Source organism: Serpentinimonas sp. SMBJO2, from assembly GCF_056341105.1.
Map to the genome: position 1 here is coordinate 1,986,177 of NZ_CP150628.1, position 13,995 is coordinate 2,000,171.

At 63.9% G+C, this 13,995-nt stretch carries 13 protein-coding genes; all 13 read right to left on the reverse strand.

All coding sequences use genetic code 11. The features are described from left to right. Positions 1 to 13 precede the first annotated feature (13 nt). The 13 genes from AAAZ40_RS09260 to AAAZ40_RS09320 all read right to left on the reverse strand — a co-directional run bounded on the left by AAAZ40_RS09260 (position 14) and on the right by AAAZ40_RS09320 (position 13,994). Positions 14 to 523, reverse strand: a complete 510-nt coding sequence (locus AAAZ40_RS09260; protein WP_476463307.1) for a DUF1178 family protein — start codon at positions 521 to 523, stop codon at positions 14 to 16. A 55-nt stretch (positions 524 to 578) separates the two neighbouring features. Continuing rightward, entirely contained in the window at positions 579 to 884 is a 306-nt protein-coding gene (locus AAAZ40_RS09265) for a DUF2818 family protein (protein WP_045535823.1), read from the reverse strand. A 15-nt stretch (positions 885 to 899) separates the two neighbouring features. Continuing rightward, positions 900 to 2,387, reverse strand: a complete 1,488-nt coding sequence (nuoN, locus tag AAAZ40_RS09270; RefSeq protein WP_476660105.1) for an NADH-quinone oxidoreductase subunit NuoN — start codon at positions 2,385 to 2,387, stop codon at positions 900 to 902. 201 nt (positions 2,388 to 2,588) lie between these two features. After that, positions 2,589 to 4,064, reverse strand: coding sequence for an NADH-quinone oxidoreductase subunit M (locus AAAZ40_RS09275; protein WP_476660106.1), 1,476 nt, complete (start codon positions 4,062 to 4,064; stop codon positions 2,589 to 2,591). A gap of 13 nt (positions 4,065 to 4,077) precedes the next feature. Further along, positions 4,078 to 6,096, reverse strand: a complete 2,019-nt coding sequence (nuoL, locus tag AAAZ40_RS09280; RefSeq protein ID WP_476660107.1) for an NADH-quinone oxidoreductase subunit L — start codon at positions 6,094 to 6,096, stop codon at positions 4,078 to 4,080. A 3-nt stretch (positions 6,097 to 6,099) separates the two neighbouring features. Then, on the reverse strand, positions 6,100 to 6,411 hold the full coding sequence (gene nuoK, locus AAAZ40_RS09285; protein WP_045535827.1) for an NADH-quinone oxidoreductase subunit NuoK: 312 nt from the start codon (positions 6,409 to 6,411) through the stop codon (positions 6,100 to 6,102). Next, complete coding sequence (locus tag AAAZ40_RS09290; RefSeq protein ID WP_476660108.1) at positions 6,411 to 7,064, reverse strand: NADH-quinone oxidoreductase subunit J; 654 nt, start codon at positions 7,062 to 7,064, stop codon at positions 6,411 to 6,413. Before AAAZ40_RS09290 ends, nuoK begins: the two co-directional genes overlap by 1 nt. Before the next feature lie 29 nt (positions 7,065 to 7,093). Next, positions 7,094 to 7,603, reverse strand: coding sequence for an NADH-quinone oxidoreductase subunit NuoI (nuoI, locus tag AAAZ40_RS09295; RefSeq protein WP_250960236.1), 510 nt, complete (start codon positions 7,601 to 7,603; stop codon positions 7,094 to 7,096). Positions 7,604 to 7,618: 15 nt separating this feature from the next. Further along, positions 7,619 to 8,695, reverse strand: coding sequence for an NADH-quinone oxidoreductase subunit NuoH (gene nuoH, locus AAAZ40_RS09300; protein WP_045535830.1), 1,077 nt, complete (start codon positions 8,693 to 8,695; stop codon positions 7,619 to 7,621). Continuing rightward, positions 8,692 to 10,842, reverse strand: a complete 2,151-nt coding sequence (gene nuoG, locus AAAZ40_RS09305; protein WP_476660109.1) for an NADH-quinone oxidoreductase subunit NuoG — start codon at positions 10,840 to 10,842, stop codon at positions 8,692 to 8,694. Before nuoG ends, nuoH begins: the two co-directional genes overlap by 4 nt. A gap of 13 nt (positions 10,843 to 10,855) precedes the next feature. Then, the gene (gene nuoF, locus AAAZ40_RS09310; RefSeq protein ID WP_045535832.1) at positions 10,856 to 12,208 is read right to left on the reverse strand and encodes an NADH-quinone oxidoreductase subunit NuoF; all 1,353 of its coding nucleotides are present in this window, start codon (positions 12,206 to 12,208) and stop codon (positions 10,856 to 10,858) included. Further along, a complete protein-coding gene (gene nuoE / locus AAAZ40_RS09315; RefSeq protein ID WP_476660110.1) occupies positions 12,205 to 12,744 on the reverse strand; it encodes an NADH-quinone oxidoreductase subunit NuoE in 540 nt (179 codons plus the stop codon). The genes nuoF and nuoE overlap by 4 nt, the downstream gene beginning before the upstream one ends. Then, positions 12,741 to 13,994, reverse strand: coding sequence for an NADH-quinone oxidoreductase subunit D (locus AAAZ40_RS09320; protein WP_250960233.1), 1,254 nt, complete (start codon positions 13,992 to 13,994; stop codon positions 12,741 to 12,743). The genes nuoE and AAAZ40_RS09320 overlap by 4 nt, the downstream gene beginning before the upstream one ends. Position 13,995: the final 1 nt, after the last annotated feature.

A 13,995-nucleotide genomic window follows, 5' to 3' on the forward strand; every position in this document is an offset into this window, starting at 1 on the left:
CCGCTGCACGGGCTTACTGCAGGGTCGGCTTGCGCAGCGCCCAGTCGGGGATGGGCACGATCGGCACCCCGTCTTGCAGCAGTTCGGCGGCTTGGGCGGGCGTGGTTTGGCCGCGTATGGCGCGCGGCTCCAGTTCGCCTTCATGCATCTGACGCGCTTGCTGGGCAAACTGCGCCCCCACGTCTTCGGTCTGCGTCAGCACCTCGCGCAGCACCCGCAGCAGCGCCGCTTGTTGTTGCTTGGGCTGCGCTGCGGCAATCTCGCCCGCTTGGGGCGCGCGGGTGGTGGTGGGAGCAACCCCCGTGCCGCTGGCCGGAGCTTGGTCCGTTGCGTCTGGCTCGAAGGGCTTGCGCCCGTGCCCGAGGTTGAGCCGCGGCGCGCTGAGTTGCTTGACGATTTGGGTGCAGCCGCACAGCGGGCACTCGATCAGGCCGCGCTCGCGCTGCACGAGGAAATCGGCTTCGGAGGCAAACCAACCCTCAAACACATGGGCGCTGCTGCAGGCCAGATCGAGCACTTTCATGCGCTTTCAGCCTCTGCGGTATGCGCTGCGGTATGCGCTGCGATAGGCGCTGCGTTCAACCGCGCTTGAGCAGCATGTAGCGGATGACAAAGCCGGGAAAGGCAAAAACCAGAAACAGCGACAAGCCCACGACGTAAAACTGCCAGCTCTGCGGATAAATCTGGCCCAAACTGGCCTCGATGCCGAGCGAAATGGCGCCGGCAATGAAGAAAAACAGCAGCAGCTCGGCCATGCGTATCCACAGCGGCTTGAGGCCGTCTTTGAGTGGAAACACCAGCAACAGGCGCTGATTGACAAAAGGCAGATTGGCCAACACCAACGCCAAGCCGAGCACCAGATAGGCGTAAAAATCGATATTCATGGGCTGCAGCTTAACTCAAACCAGCAGCGAAGCGATGGCTTGGGCGCAAAGGGCCAGCAGCGCACCCGGGAATAGCCCAAGCACCAGCAGCATCAAGCCATTGACCGAGAGCACCGCGCGCAGCTCGAACGGCGCTGAGATGGCTGCGGTTTGCGTGGGCACATCGAAATACATCACCTTGACCACGCGCAGGTAGTAGAACGCGCCCACCAGCGACATCAGCACCGCAAACACCGCCAGCCACAGATAGACGCCGTCGCCTGCCGCCAGCAGCGCTTGCAGCACCGTGAGCTTGGCATAAAAGCCCACCAAGGGTGGCACACCAGCGAGCGAGAACATGCCCGCTGCCATCACGCCGGCATAAAGCGGGCTGCGCTGGTTCAGGCCGGCGAGGTCGTCGATCTCTTCGGACTCGAAACCCTCGCGGCTGAGCAGCAAAATCACGCCGAACACCGCCAGCGTGGTGAGCACGTAGGTGACGATGTAGAACATGGCGGCGCTGTAGGCGGTGCTCATGTTGGCCGTGCTGCCGTCGGCGCCGACCCCGGCGACAAAGGCCGACAGCAGAAAGCCCACCTGCGCGATGGACGAAAAAGCCAGCATGCGCTTGAGGTTGGTCTGCGCCACCGCCGCCAGGTTGCCCACCAGCAGCGACAGCACCGCCAGCACCGCCAGCATCTGCTGCCAGTCGAAGGCCAAGGTGGGCATGGCCTCGACCAGCAGGCGCATGACGATCGCAAACGCGGCCAGCTTGGGTGCGGAACCGATAAACAGCGTCACCGCCGTGGGGGCGCCGTGATAGACGTCGGGCACCCACATATGGAACGGCACGGCCCCGAGCTTGAACGCCAGCCCGGCCACCAAAAACACCAGCCCCAGCATCAGCACCTGCGGCTGCGCCACCCCGGCCTCGATGGTCTGCGCCAGCGTGCGGATGTCGAGCGTGCCGGTGGCGCCGTAAATGAGCGACATGCCATAGAGCAGGAAGCCGCTGGCCAACGCGCCCAGCACGAAGTACTTCATCGCCGCCTCGGTGGCGCGCAAGTCGTCGCGGCGCAGCGCCACCAACGCAAAGCTAGACAGCGCCAGCAGCTCGAGCCCGAGGTAGATGATGAGCAGGTTGTGGCCCGAGATCATCACGTACATGCCCAGCAGCGCGAACAGACCCAAGGTGTAGAGCTCGCCGCCGCGCAGCATGCCGCGCGCACCGGCGTAGGGGCGGGCATAGACCAGCAGCACCATCATGGTCAGGGCGGCAAAGCACTTGAGCCAGTTGCCCATCGGGTCGCTCACCACCAAGCCGCCAAAACCGCTGAAGGTCTGGCCGCTGAGCGCTGCCGAACCGGTCAGGAAGGCAGCGCCGGCCAGCGTGAGCAGCGTCAGGTAATGCGTGGCGTGGCGCTGCGGCGACTTGAGGAACAGGTCGTAAATGGCGATCACGCAGACCATGACCAGCAGCAGCAGTTCAGGGGCGATCGCGATCCAGCTCAGACGGTCAATCATAGGGATACTCTTTTCAAACCAGTGGGTGTCAGGCGCGTCAGAGGCTGAGGGGCAATGGTGCGTGCCCGAAAGGGCGCGCCAAAGCGCCGCCGGCAAGGCGCAAAGCACAGCCGTAGCCTGCGCTACGGCGCGCATTTGCAACGCCGCAGACGGTGTTTTGGTGCGTCAAGGCGGGCATGAGTGATTGCCTTTCAGCCTCTCTTAGGGCAGCTTGGTGACCGAGATGTGCAGCAGCAACTCGGTCACCGCCGGCATCATCACGTCGGTGAAGGGCTTGGGATAGATGCCCATGAACAGCACCGCCAGCGCCAGCACCGCCAGCACACCGTATTCGCGCGCGTTGATGTCGAACAGCGCTTTCACGTTGTCGTTGGCGACGGCGCCCAGATAAACACGCTTGAACATCAGCAGCGAATAGGCCGCGCCCAGAATCAGCGCCGTGGCTGCCCCGAGCCCGATCCAGAAGTTGGCCTGCACCGCGCCCAGAATCACCATCCACTCGCCCACGAAACCGGCGGTGCCGGGCATGCCGGCGTTGGCCATGGTGAACAGCAGCGCGAAGGCAGCAAACTTGGGCATCGGGTTGATGACGCCGCCGTAGTCGGCGATTTCACGCGAGTGCATGCGGTCGTAGAGCACGCCGATGCACAAGAACATCGCCGCCGAGACGAAACCGTGCGCGATCATCTGCACGATGGCACCAGCCAGCGCCAGCTCGTTGAACAGGAAAAAACCCAGCGTGACAAAACCCATGTGCGCCACCGATGAGTAGGCAACGAGCTTTTTCATGTCCTGCTGCACCAGCGCCACCAGCCCGACGTAGATCACGGCGATGAGCGAGAGCGCGATCATCAGCCAAGCCAGATCCTGCGAGGCGTCGGGTGTGATCGGCAAGGAAAAGCGCAGAAAACCGTAAGCGCCGAGCTTGAGCATGATCGCCGCCAGCACCGCCGAACCGGCGGTCGGGGCTTCCACGTGCACATCGGGCAACCAAGTGTGCACCGGCCACATCGGCACCTTGACGGCAAAGGCCGCCAAGAAGGCCAAGAACAGCAGCGTCTGCTCGGTGCTGGTGAGCGGCAGTTGGTACCAGTCTTGCAGATCGAAGCTGCCACCCGAGGCGTTGTAGAGGTAGATCAGCGCCAGCAGCATCAGCAACGAGCCCAGCAGCGTGTAGAGGAAGAACTTATAGGCGGCGTAGATGCGGTTCGGGCCGCCCCAGATACCGATGATCAGGTACATCGGGATCAGCGTGGCTTCAAAGAACAGGAAGAACAGCAGCGCATCCTGGGCTGAGAACACGCCGATCATGGCCCCGGACAGGATCAGAAACGCCGCCATGTACTGGTGCACGCGCTCGGTGATCGACTCCCAGCTCGCCACCACGGCAATCACGGTGGTGAAGGCGGTGAGCAGAATCAGCCACAGCGAGATGCCATCGACCCCGAGGTGGTAGTGAATGTTGAAGCGCTCGATCCAGAGCACTTTTTCGACGAACTGGAAGCCAGCAGCGCCGATTTCAAAGCCGGTGTAGAGCGGCAGCGTGACCGCCAGCCCGAGCAGGGAGCCCAGCAGCGCCAGCCAGCGCACCATCTGCGCGCTGCAACAACGCCCCAAGGCCAGCAGCGCGACACCAAAAAAGATTGGGACCCAAATCGCAAGGCTCAGCAAACCCATGTTGTTATTCTCCTCAGCGCCAGACGAAGTAGGTCATGAGCGCGAGCACACCCACGATCATCACAAAGGCATAGTGGTAGAGGTAGCCGGTTTGCGCCTGGCGCACCACCGCCGCCACCCGACCCACCAGTTTCCAGCTCATGTTGACCACGCCGGCCTCGATCACGCCGCGGTCACCGCCCTTCCAAAAACCCCAGCCCAAGGCCATGGTGCCGCGCGCAAGCACCTTCTCGTTGAACCAGTCGAGGTAGTACTTGTTTTCCAGCACCACCACCAGCGGCCGCAGGGTGTGCGCTAAGCGATCGGCCAGCTGGGTGTTGTGCAGGTACAGGTACCAAGCCAGCAGCGCGCCGGCGATGGCCAGATAGAGCCCGATGGAGCTAAACGCCTTGAGGGCAAAGGCCAGCGGGCCGTGGTAGAGGGCGGCCAGTTCGGTCATGGCCGGGTGCAGCGCGTGGTTGACGTGCACGGCATCGGCCAGAAAATCGCCAAACAGCATCGGGCCGATGGTCAGGTAACCGATCACCACCGAGGGCACCGCCAGCAGCAAGAGCGGCACCGTCACCACCCAAGGCGACTCATGCGGCTTCTCGTCGTGGCCGTGGTGGCCGTGATCGTCATGGTGCGCGTCCGGGTTCAGGTGGTAGCGCTCGGGGCCGTGAAAGACCATGAAGTAGAGCCGGAACGAGTAGAACGAGGTCACGAACACGCCCGCCAGCAAGGCGTAGTAGGCAAAGGTGGCGGCCGGCAGGGTGCTGAAATCGGCTGAGAGCTTGATCGCTTCCTTGGAGTAGTAGCCCGAAAACAGCGGCATCCCGACCAGCGCCAGCGTACCCAGTAAGGCCGTGATCCAAGTGATGGGCATGTACTTGCGCAAGCCGCCCATCCAGCGCATGTCTTGGTTGTGGTGCAGGCCCATGATCACCGAGCCCGCAGCCAAGAACAGCAGCGCCTTGAAGAACGCGTGCGTCATGAGGTGGAACAGCGCCAGCGAGTAGGCCGAAGCGCCCAGCGCCACCGTCATGTAGCCCAGTTGCGACAGGGTGGAATAGGCCACCACGCGCTTGATGTCGTTTTGCACCATGCCCAGCAAGCCCATGAACAGCGCGGTGATGGCGCCGATGATGAGGATGAAGTTGAGCGCCGCGTCCGAGAGCTCGAACACCGGCGACATGCGCGCGACCATGAAGATGCCGGCCGTGACCATGGTGGCGGCGTGGATCAGGGCCGAGATCGGGGTCGGGCCTTCCATCGAGTCGGGCAGCCAGACGTGCAGCGGGAACTGGGCCGATTTGCCCATGGCACCGATGAACAGGCAGATGGCGATCACCGTCACCAGCAGCGACTCTTGGCCCAAGATGTACCACGGGAATTCGACCGTGGCCAGTTCGGGCAGCTTGGCAAAAATTTCGCTGTAGTTCAGGCTGCCGGTGTAGGCGGCGATGAGCGCGATGCCCAAAAGGAAGCCAAAGTCGCCCACGCGGTTGACCAAAAAGGCCTTCATGTTGGCAAAGATCGCCGTCGGGCGCTTGTACCAAAAGCCGATCAGCAGGTACGACACCAGCCCCACCGCTTCCCACGCAAAGAACAGTTGCAGCAGGTTGTTGCTCATGACCAGCATGAGCATCGAGAAGGTAAAGAGCGAGATGTAGGCGAAGAAGCGGTTGTAGCCTTCGTCTTCTTGCATGTAGCCGATGGTGTAGAGGTGCACCATGAGCGAGACGAAGGTGACCACGACCATCATCATGGCGGTGAGGCCATCGACCATGAAGCCGATCTCCATCGTCAGCCCGCCGATCACCATCCACTCGTAGATCGAGTCGTTGAAGCGCGCGCCGTCGATCACGTCGAGCAGCACCGAGACCGAGAGCAGGAACGAGACCAGCACGCCGAAGATGGCGATGCTGTGGCACAGACGGCGCCCGAACCAGTTGCCGCCCAATCGGGTGCCAAAGATGCCGACCAGCACCGCGCCGAGCAACGGCGCCATCGGCACCGCCAGCAGCGTGCTTGCAGAGAGGGTAGTACTCATGTGTTAGCCCTTGAGCGTGTTGAGCTCATCGACGCGGATCGACTGGCGGTTGCGGAACAGCAGCACCAAAATCGCGAGGCCGATGGCCGATTCGGCCGCCGCCACCGTGAGGATGAAGAACACGAACACCTGCCCGTGCAGATCGCCGTGGAAATAGGCGAAGGCGACAAAGTTGATGTTGACCGCCAGCAGCATCAGTTCGATGCACATCAGCAGCACGATCAGGTTGCGGCGGTTCAGGAAGATCCCCACCACCGAGAGCGCAAACAACAGCGCGCCCAGCGAGAGGAAGTGGCCGATGGTCAGGCTGGTCATCATGGCTGGCCCTCCTTGGCCTGATCTGCCGGGGCCGGGCCGGGCTTGGGGGTGGGCTGCATGTGCAGCACCTGCAGGCGGTCGCTGGCCTTGACGCGCACTTGCTCGCCGGGGTCGATGGCCTTGCTGTCTTTGCGCTCACGCAGCACCAGCGCGATGGCGGCGATCATGCCCACCAACAAAATCACGCCTGCGATCTGCACCGGGTACAGGTATGCGGAATAGAGCAGCAAACCGAGCTCCAGCGTGTTCTCATGCCCCGGCACGTGCATGCCGCGGGTGAGCACCTGCGGATCGACCGTCATCTGGGGGAAACCAAACCAGAGCACGACGATCAGCTGCACGCTGATCACGGCGCCGAGCAGCGCGGTGATCGGGAAATGGCGCCAAAAGCCCTTGCGCAAGACCTCGGTGTTGATGTCCATCATCATGACGACGAACAAAAACAGCACCATCACCGCGCCCAGATAGACCAGTACCAGCGTGATGGCCAGAAACTCGGCCTTGAGCAGCAAAAAGATCGCCGCCGCCTGCGAGAAGGCCAGCATCAGGTACAGCACCGCGTGCACCGCGTTGCGCGCCGTGATGACCTTGAACGCCGCAAACAACAGCAGCGCCGCAAAGACGTAGAAAAAACCCGCTTGAAAATCCATATCGTGTTCTGCCTGGTTAGCGCTCGGGTTCAGCGGTAGGGTGCATCCGCCGCGCGGGCGGCTGCGATCTCTTTTTCGTAGCGGTCGCCCACCGCCAACAGCATGTCTTTGGTGAAGTACAGGTCGCCGCGTTTTTCGCCGTGGTATTCGAGGATGTGGGTCTCGACGATGGCATCCACCGGGCAGGCTTCTTCACAAAAACCGCAGAAAATGCATTTGGTCAGGTCAATGTCGTAGCGCGTGGTGCGGCGGGTGCCGTCGGCGCGCTCGGCGGCTTCGATGGTGATGGCCATGGCCGGGCACACCGCCTCGCACAGCTTGCAGGCGATGCAGCGCTCCTCGCCATCGGGGTAGCGGCGCTGCGCGTGCAGCCCACGAAAACGCGGCGAGAGCGGGGTTTTTTCTTCCGGGTACTGCAGCGTGACCTTGGGCTTGAAGGCGTAGCGGCCGGTCAGGGCCATGCCCTTGAACAGCTCGATGAGCAAAAAGCTCTTGAAAAAATCCTTCAGCGAGAAGGGTGCAACGGCGGTGGCAGACATGCTAGTGCGCTCCTCTTAGTCCCAAATGTTCCAAGGCGTCTGCATCCAGACGGCGACCACCACCAACCAGATCAGGGTGACGGGGATGAAGATCTTCCAGCCCAGACGCATGATCTGGTCGTAGCGGAAACGCGGGAAAGTGGCGCGGATCCAGATGAACAGCGAGACCACGAAGAAGGTCTTGAGCGCCAGCCAGATCCAGCCGGGAATGAAGTCGAGCGCGGCCACCGGGGCGTCCCAGCCGCCCAAGAACATGAGCACGGCCAGAATTGAGATCAGCCACATGCTGGCGTATTCGGCCAGGAAGAAGATGGCAAAGCGCATACCCGAGTACTCGACCATGTGGCCGGCGACGATCTCGGCCTCGCCCTCGACCACGTCGAAGGGGTGCCGGTTGGTCTCGGCCACACCCGAGATCAGGAACACGATGAAAATCGGCAGCAGCGGCAACCAGTTCCAAGACAGGAAGTTGAGCCCCATGTCGGCAAACATGCCCGCTTGCTGCGAGGCCACGATCACGCCCAGCTGCAGGCTGCCGGCGGTCATGACCACCACCAAGAAGCAAAAACCGATGGCGATCTCGTAACTCACCATCTGCGCCGAGGCGCGCAGCGCGCCCAAGAAGGCGTATTTGGAGTTGGCGGCCCAGCCGGCGATGATCACGCCGTAAACCTCGATCGAGGTGATGGCCAGCAGCAGCAGCAAACCGGCGTTGACGTTGGCCAGCACCGCTTCGGGGCCGAACGGGATCACCGCCCAAGCCGCCAGCGCCGGCATGATGGCCAGCATGGGGGCGATCCAAAACAGCCCCGGGCTGGCGGCGGTGGGTGTGATCAGCTCTTTGGTGAGCAGCTTGAAGGCGTCGGCGATGGGCTGCAACAAGCCCTGCGGGCCAACCCGGTTGGGGCCCAGCCGCACCTGCATGAAGCCGATCAGGCGCCGCTCCCACAGCGTCAGGTAGGCCACGGCAGCCATCAGCGGTGCCACGATGACCATGATCTTGATCAGGGCCCAGATCACCGGCCAAGCCGCCTGTTGCCACCAAGCGGCTGCGACCAGATTCAGGCCGCCGTAGTAGAGGGCGTCGATCATGCGCGGTCTCCGGTCTGGTTGGCGCGGGCGGCGGCCAAGGCTGCGCGCGCGTCGGCGGTGTGCTGCAGCGCCGGCGAGCGGCGCACGAGGGCATCGAGTTGGTAGATCGAGGCCACGCAGGGCGTGGCGCTGCCCAGCGTGAGGTCGATGGCGGCTTGGCTGCGGTTGTCGAGCCGCTCAGCGGGCACGAACTGGCCGCTGGCCACGCCGGGCAGCGCTTGCACCAGCACGGCTTGCGAGCTTTCGGCCTCGAAACCCGGCAGTCCGAGCATCTGGCCCAGCACGCGCAGCACCTTCCAAGCTGGGCGCGCCTCGCCCAGCGGCCGCACCACGGCGTGGAAGCTCTGCAAGCGCCCTTCGGCGTTGACGTAGCTGCCCGAGGTCTCGCTGAACGGGGCGATGGGCAGCAGCACGTCGCAGTGCTCGAGGTTGGCCTTGAAGGGGCTCAAGGACACGACCATCTGCGCTTGGCGCATGCCTTTGCCGCAGACCGCGGTGTCGAGCCCGACTTCGGCGTTGAGCAGCAGCACCGCCTTGGCGGCACCGCTCAAAATCTGCGTGGCGTTGAGGCCACCGGCACCGGGCAGCGCCTGCACCAGCTGCGCGCCCACGGTGTTGGCGGCCTCAGTCAGGTAGCCCCAGCGCGCGCCGGTGCGCTCTGCGATCCACTGCGCCAGCGCCAGCAGGCTGGGGGCTTGCTCGTGGTGCGCGGCGGCGTTGCCCAGCAGCAGCGCCTTGCGCTCGCCGCCCAACAGCGAGGCGGCGATGGCGCGTGCGGCGGCGCTCACCGGCTCGGAGCTTGTGCATGGCGCTTCGATGCCCTGCGCCTGCGCCACGGCAGCGGCGATGCCCGCCAGTTCGAGCGCCCAGCGGCCGGGTTCGGCCTGCAATGTGTGCGCAAGCGGCAGCGCCCAGTCGGGGGCTTCGGCCACCAAGGCGCTCACTTGGGCGCCACGGCGCTGGGCTTGGCGGATGCGCTGCGCAAACAGCGGGTGGTCTTTGCGCAGGTTTGAGCCCACCACCAGCACGCGCTCGAGCGTGGACAGCTCGGCAATCGGCAGCCCCAGCCAGCGCGCCGCGCCCGCTGGGGCGGCGTGGTCGTAGCAGGCGGCGCGCAAGCGCGTGTCGATGCTGCTGCCTAGGCAGCGCATCAGGCTGGCGGCCAAGTGCAGCTCTTCCACCGTGCAGTGCGGGCTGGCGACGGCGGCTAGGGCGGCGGCGCCGTGATCGGCCTTGATCTGCTGCAAGCCGTTGGCCACGTATTCGAGTGCGGTTTGCCAATCGACCGTGCGCCACTGGCCGCCCTGCTTGAGCATGGGTTCGGTCAGGCGCTCGTCGCTGTTGAGGGCTTCGTAGCTGAAGCGGTCGCGGTCGGCGAGCCAGCATTCGTTGACGGCTTCGTTCTCGAAGGGCACGACACGCAGCACGCGGTGGTTTTTCACCTGCACGATCAGGTTGGCGCCGGTGGAGTCGTGCGGGCTGATGCTCTTACGCCGCGACAGCTCCCAGGTGCGCGCCTGGTAGCGGAAAGGTTTGCTGGTAAGCGCGCCCACCGGGCAAATGTCGATCATGTTGCCCGAGAGCTCGGAATCCACGGTCTGGCCGACGAAGGTTTCGATCTCGGCGTGCTCGCCGCGGTGGCTCATGCCCAGTTCCATCTGGCCTGCGATCTCTTGCCCGAAGCGCACGCAGCGCGTGCAGTGGATGCAGCGGCTCATCTCCTCCATGGAGATCAGCGGCCCCACTTCTTTGTGCGGCACCACGCGCTTTTCTTCGTGGTAGCGCGACTTGCCGGCGCCGTAGCCCACGGCGAGGTCTTGCAGCTGGCACTCGCCGCCTTGGTCGCAGATCGGGCAATCCAGCGGGTGGTTGATGAGCAAAAACTCCATCACCGACTGCTGCGCCTTGATCGCCTTCTCGCTCTGGGTGCGCACGATCATGCCCTGCGTGACCGGGGTGGCGCAGGCCGGCATGGGCTTGGGTGCTTTTTCCACTTCCACCAAGCACATGCGGCAGTTGGCCGCAATCGAGAGCTTTTTGTGGTAGCAGAAATGCGGGATGGTTTGGCCCGCCTTTTCGGCCGCATGCATGATCATGCTGCCCGGGGGAACCTGCACCTTTTTGCCGTCGAGTTCGATTTCTAACATAGCGCTTTGCTTCTCAAACGGTGGCCGCAACCAAGCTGGTTTTGTGTTCGATGTAGTGCTCAAACTCGTGCCTGTAGTGCTTGAGCATGGCGCGCACCGGCATCGCGGCCGCGTCACCGAGGGCGCAGATGGTGCGGCCCATGATGTTTTCGGCCACGTTGTCGAGCAGCGCGAGGTCTTCGGGCCGGCCCTGGCCGTTCACGATGCGGTCCACGATCCGATACAGCCAGCCCGTGCCCTCGCGGCACGGGGTGCACTGGCCGCAGGACTCGTGCATGTAAAAATAACTCAGGCGGTGCAGTGCCTTGACCATGCAGCGGCTGTCGTCGAGCACGATCACCGCGCCCGAACCCAGCATCGAGCCGGCCTTGCTGATCGAGTCGTAGTCGAGCGTGCAGCACATCATCGATTCGGCGGGCAACACGGGCGAGGAGGAACCGCCCGGGATCACGGCCTTGAGCCGGCGCCCCTTGCGCACGCCGCCGCAGAGCTCGAGCAGGGTAGAAAACGGGGTGCACATCGGCACCTCGTAGTTACCGGGGTGCTCGACGTCGCCGCTGACCGAAAAAATCTTGGTGCCGCCGTTGTTCGGGCGGCCGCAGTCGAGGTAGGCCTTGCCGCCGTGGCGGATCAGCCAGGGCACAGCGGCAAAGGTTTCGGTGTTGTTGATGGTGGTCGGTTTGCCGTAGAGGCCAAAACTGGCCGGGAACGGCGGCTTGAAGCGTGGCTGGCCCTTTTTGCCTTCGAGCGATTCGAGCAGCGCCGTTTCTTCGCCGCAGATGTAGGCGCCAAAGCCGTGGTGCGCGTGCAACTGGAAGCTGAAATTGGTGCCTAGGATGCGCTCGCCCAAGTAGCCGGCGGCGCGCGCCTGTTCGAGCGCGGCCTCGAAGCGCTCATAGACTTGGAAAATCTCGCCGTGGATGTAGTTGTAGCCCACCGTCGTGCCCATGGCGTAGGCGGCAATGGCCATGCCCTCGATCACGATGTGCGGGTTGTACATCAGGATGTCGCGGTCTTTGCAGGTGCCGGGCTCGCCCTCGTCGGAGTTGCACACCAGGTATTTTTGGCCCGGAAACTGGCGCGGCATGAAGCTCCACTTCAGGCCGGTCGGGAAACCGGCGCCGCCGCGGCCGCGCAGGGCCGATTCTTTGACGTGGGCGATCACCTCTTCGGGCGTGAGGCCGGGGCCACCGTCGCGCCCCAAGATTTGGCGCAGCGCCGCATAGCCGCCGCGCGCCTCGTAGTCGGCCAAGCCCCAGTTGCTGCCATCGAGGCCGGCGTACATCTGCGGGCTGATGTGGCGGCCGTGAAAGCAGGTTTCGATGCCACGCGACTGGAACTGCTCCAGCACTTGATTGACGTTCATGCCTCTTCCTTTGCAGAACGCAGGCCGTCGATGAGCTGGTCGAGCTTGTCGGCGCTCATGAAGCTGCACATGTGGCGGTCGTTGACCAGCAGCACCGGGGCGTCGGCGCAAGCGCCCAAACACTCGGACTGCTGCAAGGTGAACAGGCCGTCGGGCGTGGTCTGGCCCATCTGGATGCCCAGCCGGCGCTCGAGGTGCTGCAGCGTCTGCACGCCGTCGCGCAGCGCACACGGCAGGTTGGTGCAGACGTTGAGCTTGAACTTGCCCAGCGGCTGCTGGTTGTACATGTTGTAGAAGGTGGTGACTTCGTGCACCGCCATGACCGGCATGCCGAGGTAGTCGGCCACGCCCTCCTCGGCCGCTGGGCTGACCCAGCCTTGTTCTTGCTGCACGATGGCCAGGCATGCCATGACCGCCGACTGCTTTTGCTCGGCGGGGTACTTGGCCACTTCGCGCGCAAAGCGCGCCAGCGTGGCGTCGGCAAAGGCCATGGGCGCCACCGGGGCGCTGGTTTTGATGGGGCTGGGGCTGCTCATCGGTCTATCTCTCCAAACACGATGTCCATGGTGCCGATGATCGCTACGGCGTCGGCCAGCATGTGGCCACGCGCCATTTCGTCGAGGGCGGCCAAATGCGGGAAACCGGGCGCGCGAATTTTGAGCCGGTAGGGCTTGTTGGCGCCGTCGCTCACCAAGTAGATGCCGAACTCACCCTTGGGGTGTTCGACCGCGGCGTAGGCCTCGCCCTCGGGCACGTGGAAGCCTTCGGTAAAGAGCTTGAAGTGGTGGATCAGCTCCTCCATGCTCGACTTCATGGCCTCGCGTGCGGGCGGCGCCACCTTGTGGTTGCTGGTGATCACGGGGCCGGGGTTGGCGCGCAGCCAAGCCACGCACTGCTGGATGATGCGGTTGGACTGCTTCATCTCCTCCATGCGCACCAGGTAGCGGTCGTAGGTGTCGCCGGTCTTGCCCACGGGGACGTCGAAATCGACTTGGGCGTAGGCGTCGTAGGGCTGCTTCTTGCGCAGGTCCCAGGCGATGCCGCTGCCGCGCAGCATCGGGCCAGTCAGCCCCATGTTGAGCGCGCGCTCGGGGTTGATGACGCCGATGCCCACGGTGCGCTGCTTCCAGATGCGGTTATCGGTCAGCAGGGTGTGGTATTCGCTGAGGTAGTTCGGGAAGCGTTGCGTGAAGTCTTCGATGAAATCGAGCAGCGAGCCCTTGCGGTTGCGGTTGAGCTTGTCGATGCCGCTGGCGTTGCGCACCTTGCTCTCGGTGTGCTGGGGCATGGTGTCGGGCAGGTCGCGATAGACGCCGCCGGGGCGGAAATAGGCCGCGTGCATGCGCGCGCCCGAGACCGCTTCGTACATGTCGAACAGGTCTTCGCGCTCGCGGAAGGTGTAGATCAGGATGGTGGAGCTGCCGCAGTCGTTGCCATGCGAGCCCAGCCACATCAGGTGGTTGAGCAAGCGCGTGATCTCGCTGTACATGACGCGGATGTACTGCGCCCGGATGGGCACCTCAAGGCCGAGCAGCTTTTCGATCGCCAAGCAGTAGGCGTGCTCGTTGCACATCATCGAGACGTAATCGAGCCGGTCCATGTAGGGCAACGACTGGATGTAGGTCTTGTGCTCGGCCAGTTTTTCGGTGGCGCGGTGCAGCAGCCCGATGTGCGGGTCGGCGCGTTGCACCACCTCGCCGTCGAGCTCGAGCACCAAGCGCAACACGCCGTGCGCGGCCGGGTGCTGCGGGCCAAAGTTGAGCGTGTAGTTTTTGATTTCAGCCATG

Excerpts from the sequence above, each read along its gene's own strand:
- AAAZ40_RS09260 (WP_476463307.1), bottom strand. The coding sequence starts at position 523 with ATGAAAGTGCTCGATCTGGCCTGCAGCAGCGCCCATGTGTTTGAGGGT.
- AAAZ40_RS09265 (WP_045535823.1), bottom strand. The coding sequence starts at position 884 with ATGAATATCGATTTTTACGCCTATCTGGTGCTCGGCTTGGCGTTGGTG.
- nuoN (WP_476660105.1), bottom strand. The coding sequence starts at position 2,387 with ATGATTGACCGTCTGAGCTGGATCGCGATCGCCCCTGAACTGCTGCTG.
- AAAZ40_RS09275 (WP_476660106.1), bottom strand. The coding sequence starts at position 4,064 with ATGGGTTTGCTGAGCCTTGCGATTTGGGTCCCAATCTTTTTTGGTGTC.
- nuoL (WP_476660107.1), bottom strand. The coding sequence starts at position 6,096 with ATGAGTACTACCCTCTCTGCAAGCACGCTGCTGGCGGTGCCGATGGCG.
- nuoK (WP_045535827.1), bottom strand. The coding sequence starts at position 6,411 with ATGACCAGCCTGACCATCGGCCACTTCCTCTCGCTGGGCGCGCTGTTG.
- AAAZ40_RS09290 (WP_476660108.1), bottom strand. The coding sequence starts at position 7,064 with ATGGATTTTCAAGCGGGTTTTTTCTACGTCTTTGCGGCGCTGCTGTTG.
- nuoI (WP_250960236.1), bottom strand. The coding sequence starts at position 7,603 with ATGTCTGCCACCGCCGTTGCACCCTTCTCGCTGAAGGATTTTTTCAAG.
- nuoH (WP_045535830.1), bottom strand. The coding sequence starts at position 8,695 with ATGATCGACGCCCTCTACTACGGCGGCCTGAATCTGGTCGCAGCCGCT.
- nuoG (WP_476660109.1), bottom strand. The coding sequence starts at position 10,842 with ATGTTAGAAATCGAACTCGACGGCAAAAAGGTGCAGGTTCCCCCGGGC.
- nuoF (WP_045535832.1), bottom strand. The coding sequence starts at position 12,208 with ATGAACGTCAATCAAGTGCTGGAGCAGTTCCAGTCGCGTGGCATCGAA.
- nuoE (WP_476660110.1), bottom strand. The coding sequence starts at position 12,744 with ATGAGCAGCCCCAGCCCCATCAAAACCAGCGCCCCGGTGGCGCCCATG.
- AAAZ40_RS09320 (WP_250960233.1), bottom strand. The coding sequence starts at position 13,994 with ATGGCTGAAATCAAAAACTACACGCTCAACTTTGGCCCGCAGCACCCG.